The following is a 5416-nucleotide window of genomic DNA, read 5'->3' as shown; positions in this document are numbered from 1 at the left end:
GGCTGATCCACCGCATAGTCGTGATACAGGCGGCGGGCAAATTCACTGTCTAACAAGAAATCATCGCTCAAAAACGTGGCCATAGTGGGTTCCTCACCTTTTGTCCTGGCTAGCCTTGCTGTCAACTCGCGAAAAGTTATCACACCAATTTAATGCGGAGTCTAGTGGATTTTCACCTTGGCTGGCCAATTATTACGGCCTCCAAGCACCTATTCAGACGGTTTCCATTAAATCAATGCCCTATGATGCCAAGCATTATCACCTAAAAAAATAATGGCTTTTGTGATGTCACTCAACTTTTAAATCTGTATGACAAGTTATCTTCTCGTCACCCTACAACTGGTTTATAACCACAGATAAATGGCAACGCGCAGGGCGGCGTCGGTAAGCGGAATACCGGCAACCCGATGAAAAGGAATCAGCACCATGACCGCCACGGGCTTACCGGTGGCCGAAATATTTAGACTGGGAGAGATTTGGGATGCGTAAAATTAAAGGCTTACGCTGGTATATGATCGGCCTGGTGACTATCGGCACCGTGCTCGGTTATCTGACCCGCAATGCGATGTCCGTCGCAGCCCCCTCGCTGGAAGGCTCGCTAGGGATCACGACCCAACAGTATTCCTATATTGTTGCCGCCTATTCAGCCTGCTATACCCTGATGCAGCCCGTTGCAGGCTATATCCTCGACGTGCTCGGCACTAAAATCGGCTATGCGATGTTTGCCATCCTGTGGGCCATCTTCTGTATGGGCACCGCGCTGGCCAACAGCTGGGTCGGTCTGGCTATGGCCCGTGGTGCGGTCGGTATGGCCGAAGCGGCCATGATCCCCGCCGGGCTGAAAGCCAGTAGCGAATGGTTCCCGGCCAAAGAACGCTCTATCGCCGTGGGTTACTTTAACGTTGGTTCCTCAGTGGGCGCGATGCTTGCTCCTCCTTTGGTGGTCTGGGCGATTGTGGCACATAGCTGGGAAATGGCGTTTATCATTACCGGTGTCTTGAGTCTGATCTGGGCCATCTGCTGGCTGATCTTCTATAAGCACCCGAAAGACCAGAAGAAACTCAGTTCCGAAGAACGCAGCTACATACTGGATGGCCAGGAAGCCCATCACCAGACCACCAATGCCAAGAAGATGTCCGCCTGGCAGATCCTGCGTAACCGTCAGTTCTGGGGTATCGCGCTACCGCGTTTCCTGGCAGAACCCGCCTGGGGGACCTTCAACGCCTGGATCCCACTGTTCATGTTCAAGGCTTACGGCTTTAACCTGAAAGAAATTGCCATGTTCGCCTGGATGCCAATGCTGTTCGCCGATTTCGGCTGTATCCTGGGGGGTTACCTGCCACCCTTCTTCCAGAAGCATTTCGGCGTCAACCTGATCGTTTCACGCAAACTGGTGGTCACCCTGGGCGCCGTGTTGATGATTGGCCCAGGCATGATCGGCTTGTTCACCAGCCCTTATGTTGCCATCGCGTTGTTATGCGTGGGGGGCTTTGCCCACCAGGCGCTGTCCGGTGCACTGATTACGCTGTCGTCAGACGTTTTTGGCCGCAACGAAGTCGCTACTGCCAACGGGCTCACCGGTATGGCCGCGTGGACGGCGAGCACCATGTTCGCTCTGGTGGTCGGCGCATTGGCTGACACCATGGGCTTCAGCCCACTGTTCGCCGCCCTGTCGGTGTTCGATATTCTGGCCGCCATCGTGATCTGGACCGTGCTGCAAAACAAGCCGGTTTCCGAGCTGGAACAGGAGCGATTACAAACGGCAGATGCCAGCAGTTAACCCCCACACAGCCCGGCCTTTGTGCCGGGCTTTTGCATCTGACTCGCTAGCAGCTACAGCGGATAAGTGGTATAACAGGTCTTATGGCATCACGCCCTTCTACCACCGAGCATTCACTATGGAATTCACTGAAACCAGACGCCTTTATCAGCAATTGGCCGCCGAGCTTAAACGGCGCATTGAGGGCGGAGTCTACCCGGTCGGGGAGAAACTGCCAGCCGAGCGTTATATCGCAGAAGAGATGAACGTTAGCCGCACCGTGGTGCGTGAAGCGATCATCATGCTGGAGGTGGAAGGTTACGTAGAAGTGCGCAAAGGCTCGGGCATCCATGTGATCTCCAGCCAACAAAAACACCTGGTTGTGCCGGCTGAAAGCCTCGAATTCGCCACAGCAGGGCCTTTTGAACTGCTACAGGCACGCCAGTTGATCGAAAGTAACATCGCCGAATTTGCCGCCACTCAGGTGACCAAGCAGGATATCGTCCAACTGATGGAGATTCAGGAGCAGGCGCGCAAAGAGGATCGCTTCCGCAATTCGCAGTGGGATCTCAAATTCCACGTGCAGGTTGCGCTAGCGACCCAGAATACCGCCATGGCCACCATAGTGGAAAAAATGTGGGCTCAGCGTGTCAACAACCCTTACTGGATCAAACTGCACGAACACATCGATGAGCGCTCCATTGCCAGCTGGTGCGACGATCACGATGAGATCCTCAAGGCTTTGATACGTAAAGATCCTCATGGCGCCAAACTGGCCATGTGGCAACATCTGGAAAACACCAAGCAGATGCTGTTCAATGCCACCACCGACGATTTCGAATACAACGCCGATCGCTACCTGTTTGCCGAAAATCCGGTGATCCATTTGGATAACCTGGCCACCACCACCAAATAGGGTTTTGGCGCCAACAAATAGCACCGAATGTCAGGTATTGTAAAAACGGCTGAATCGATCCCGGTACAGCCGCCCACTGCGCGATATTTCCCCTGCGACCACGTAGATTTCCCTGTTGCCAATCATGCTATTTTGGTAGAGTTAGGCCACTTTTTTATTGACTGGCTTTGGGGGCGGAACGCGAATACATGCGCTGGTTGTTTGCCATGCTTATTGCTCTTTCCTGCTGGACCGGTTCGGTCTCCGGCCCAAAGCTCTATGCAGCACAAACCACAGCCTTAGCCCCCGCGTTAAGTGCTCAGGCATTATTTGATGAGCATGTCGTTTCCCCCTACGGTCAGGATTACCGCCCGCACAGTGAACTCCGCCGCAAGCCCCTCAGCAAACTACTGCTGTCTTTGCCCCGGATGCATTCCTATCCCAGCTCGTTGCAGGCCCCGACCCAGTCGGTTCCAGCCTATACTTTAGCAACAGATCTGGGCTACCGCCTGTGGCCCCAACGGCAGGCAGATAACCCAGCCCCAAACCGGTTGCGGCAGGTCAATTGGACGCTGAACTTCCCGCCGCAGCAAAGCAGGCTCGGGGGTTGGAAAGAAAGCAACATACTTTACCGTGGCTCGCTAACGTATCACTCATGATCCGGTGTCGCCCCGTTATACCCAAGAATAAAGCAACACCGATCATCATCTTCAGCAGCCAGGGCCCTCCGCGAGCTTCCCGCCCCCTGCCGCTGAACGAAAATAACAATGACGTTTTTAGGAACACCGGATGGATATCATTAAGCAACTGTTGGATGCCTTATGGCAGCAAGACTTTGAAACGCTGGCCAACCCCTCGTTGGTCTGGACGCTGTACGTCTTGCTGTTTATGATTTTATTTCTGGAAAATGGCCTGCTGCCCGCCGCCTTCCTGCCGGGCGATAGCCTGCTGATCCTGGTCGGCGTCCTGGTTGCCAAAGGCACCATGAACTTCCCGGTCACCATTCTCATCCTGACCACCGCAGCCAGCCTGGGGTGCTGGGTTAGCTACATACAAGGCCGATGGCTAGGCAATACGCCTACGGTACAGGGTTGGCTAGCTCATTTACCGGCCCATTACCATCAGCGTGCCCACCAGTTGTTCCACCGCCATGGCCTCTCGGCCCTGTTGGTTGGCCGTTTCCTGGCCTTCGTGCGTACCCTGTTGCCGACCATTGCCGGCCTGTCCGGTTTGAGCAATGCCCGCTTTCAATTCTTTAACTGGATGAGCGGTTTGCTATGGGTACTGATCCTGGTTTCGGTTGGTTTTGCCCTTGGAAAAACCCCGATGTTCCGCAAGTATGAAGACCAGTTGATGTTCGGCCTGATGATGCTGCCACTTGTGCTACTGGTCGCTGGGCTGGTCGGTTCCCTGGTGGTGCTGTGGCGCAAAAAACGCGCCGACCGTGCAGGGAAAGACGCGTGATAGCCAAACGCCCACGCTGGCAATACGCTCTGATGCTTTCATTGCTATTGCTGGCATTGTGCGCCGTGCTGGTGCCCTACCTCTTGCGTACGGAAAATGAGCTGCGTATTCACGCGGTTCAGCAGGGCTTATCGTTACCAGATGGTTTTTATGTCTATCAGCGCCTGGATGAACGCGGTATCCGCATCAAAAGCATTACGCCGGAGGGCGATGGCCTGGTGATCCGCCTGGATTCTCCTGAGCAGCAACTGCTGGCCCGTGAAGCCCTGAAAAACATCCTACCCCCGGGCTATGTCATTGCCTTGAACGAGCCCCTGCACCCCGGCCACTGGGTGCGTAAATTTGCACACGCGCCGCTTAATCTGGGATAATCCTTTCTCATTACAGGAATTTCCTTAGCGGGCGCAGCATGCAGCGCCCCTACATTTGGGGTTCTACGCAATTTGTGACTATGCTGATTGTCAGCACGGGTCTGCCGCGTAGGCCACCTGTCGCACTGCCCCTTGGGCAGCAGGAAACCGGGAGCATCACCGTTATCTCCCAACATTAAGGAATTGAAATCATGAAATTACGCCACACTTTGTTATTGGCCATCCCCCTGTTTACTTTTTCTGCGCTTTCACAGGCAGCGGCCGAGACTTGTGCCAGCAAAGCTCAAGAGATCCAGACCCAGATCGATTATGCCACCAAGCATGGCAACAGCTACCGCGTGGCGGGTCTGAAGAAAGCCCTGAGCGAAGTACAGACCCACTGCACCGAGGCCGGTTTAGCAGCCGATCGCCAGAAGGCAATTGCTGATAAGCAGGAAAAAGTTGCCGAACGTGAGCAGGAACTGAAAGAAGCCCAGGAAACCGGCAAGGCGGACAAAATCGCCAACAAGCAGAAAAAGCTGGCAGAAGCCCAGGCCGAGCTGAAAGCCGCGCAGGCCGAATAATTTTTTTATATTAGCGGATTTATCGATAAGAGCCCCATCTGGCGGGATTTTAGCAGTCAATAATGATGTTGCTTAGTGATATCCACCGGGGATAAGCCCTTTGCATAAGTGAATAAATCCGCTATGTTAAAAGTCTGTCGAAGTTAATGTTAAGGAGTTATCGAAATGGCACATGATTCAAATGCAGAACATTTACGCGCTGAACTGAAGTCCCTGGCCGATACGCTGGAAGAAGTGCTGAACTCTTCCACCGATAAACCTAAAGCTGAACTGGACAAACTGCGCTCCAAAGCAGAAGGCGCACTGAAAGAAACCCGTGCCCGTCTGAGCGATGCCGGTGACAAACTGGCTCACCAAACCAAGC

At 54.0% G+C, this 5416-nt stretch carries 7 protein-coding genes; all 7 read left to right on the top strand.

The annotated features are described in order from the left end of the window. The first annotated feature begins 481 nt into the window (after window positions 1-481). Entirely contained in the window at window positions 482-1780 is a 1299-nt protein-coding gene (locus ACLQ7H_RS22550; protein ID WP_411754583.1) for an MFS transporter, read from the top strand. Window positions 1781-1898: 118 nt separating this feature from the next. Continuing rightward, window positions 1899-2675 carry a transcriptional regulator ExuR gene (gene exuR, locus ACLQ7H_RS22545; protein ID WP_411754582.1) on the top strand — a complete coding sequence of 259 codons (777 nt, stop codon included), beginning with the start codon at window positions 1899-1901 and terminating at the stop codon, window positions 2673-2675. 188 nt (window positions 2676-2863) lie between these two features. Then, window positions 2864-3313 carry a hypothetical protein gene (locus ACLQ7H_RS22540; protein WP_411754581.1) on the top strand — a complete coding sequence of 150 codons (450 nt, stop codon included), beginning with the start codon at window positions 2864-2866 and terminating at the stop codon, window positions 3311-3313. 130 nt (window positions 3314-3443) lie between these two features. Further along, complete coding sequence (locus tag ACLQ7H_RS22535) at window positions 3444-4118, top strand: DedA family protein (protein WP_021180653.1); 675 nt, start codon at window positions 3444-3446, stop codon at window positions 4116-4118. Beyond that, window positions 4118-4489 carry an EnvZ/OmpR regulon moderator MzrA gene (gene mzrA, locus ACLQ7H_RS22530; protein ID WP_411754584.1) on the top strand — a complete coding sequence of 124 codons (372 nt, stop codon included), beginning with the start codon at window positions 4118-4120 and terminating at the stop codon, window positions 4487-4489. The genes ACLQ7H_RS22535 and mzrA overlap by 1 nt, the downstream gene beginning before the upstream one ends. 191 nt (window positions 4490-4680) lie before the next feature. After that, window positions 4681-5052, top strand: a complete 372-nt coding sequence (locus tag ACLQ7H_RS22525; RefSeq protein ID WP_411754580.1) for a DUF1090 domain-containing protein — start codon at window positions 4681-4683, stop codon at window positions 5050-5052. Between the two features lie 165 nt (window positions 5053-5217). Beyond that, window positions 5218-5416, top strand: a 199-nt coding sequence (locus ACLQ7H_RS22520; RefSeq protein WP_411754579.1) for a YqjD family protein, incomplete at its 3' end; no start/stop codon positions are given.

It is taken from the genome of Serratia sp. (in: enterobacteria) (assembly GCF_046715635.1).
Taxonomy (GTDB): Bacteria; Pseudomonadota; Gammaproteobacteria; order Enterobacterales; family Enterobacteriaceae; genus Chania.
This window is presented reverse-complemented; position numbering and strand designations above follow the sequence as displayed.

Bases quoted from the DNA above. Each gene is read 5' to 3' on its own strand.
- ACLQ7H_RS22550 (WP_411754583.1), top strand. From the start codon at position 482: ATGCGTAAAATTAAAGGCTTACGCTGGTATATGATCGGCCTGGTGACT.
- exuR (WP_411754582.1), top strand. From the start codon at position 1,899: ATGGAATTCACTGAAACCAGACGCCTTTATCAGCAATTGGCCGCCGAG.
- ACLQ7H_RS22540 (WP_411754581.1), top strand. From the start codon at position 2,864: ATGCGCTGGTTGTTTGCCATGCTTATTGCTCTTTCCTGCTGGACCGGT.
- ACLQ7H_RS22535 (WP_021180653.1), top strand. From the start codon at position 3,444: ATGGATATCATTAAGCAACTGTTGGATGCCTTATGGCAGCAAGACTTT.
- ACLQ7H_RS22525 (WP_411754580.1), top strand. From the start codon at position 4,681: ATGAAATTACGCCACACTTTGTTATTGGCCATCCCCCTGTTTACTTTT.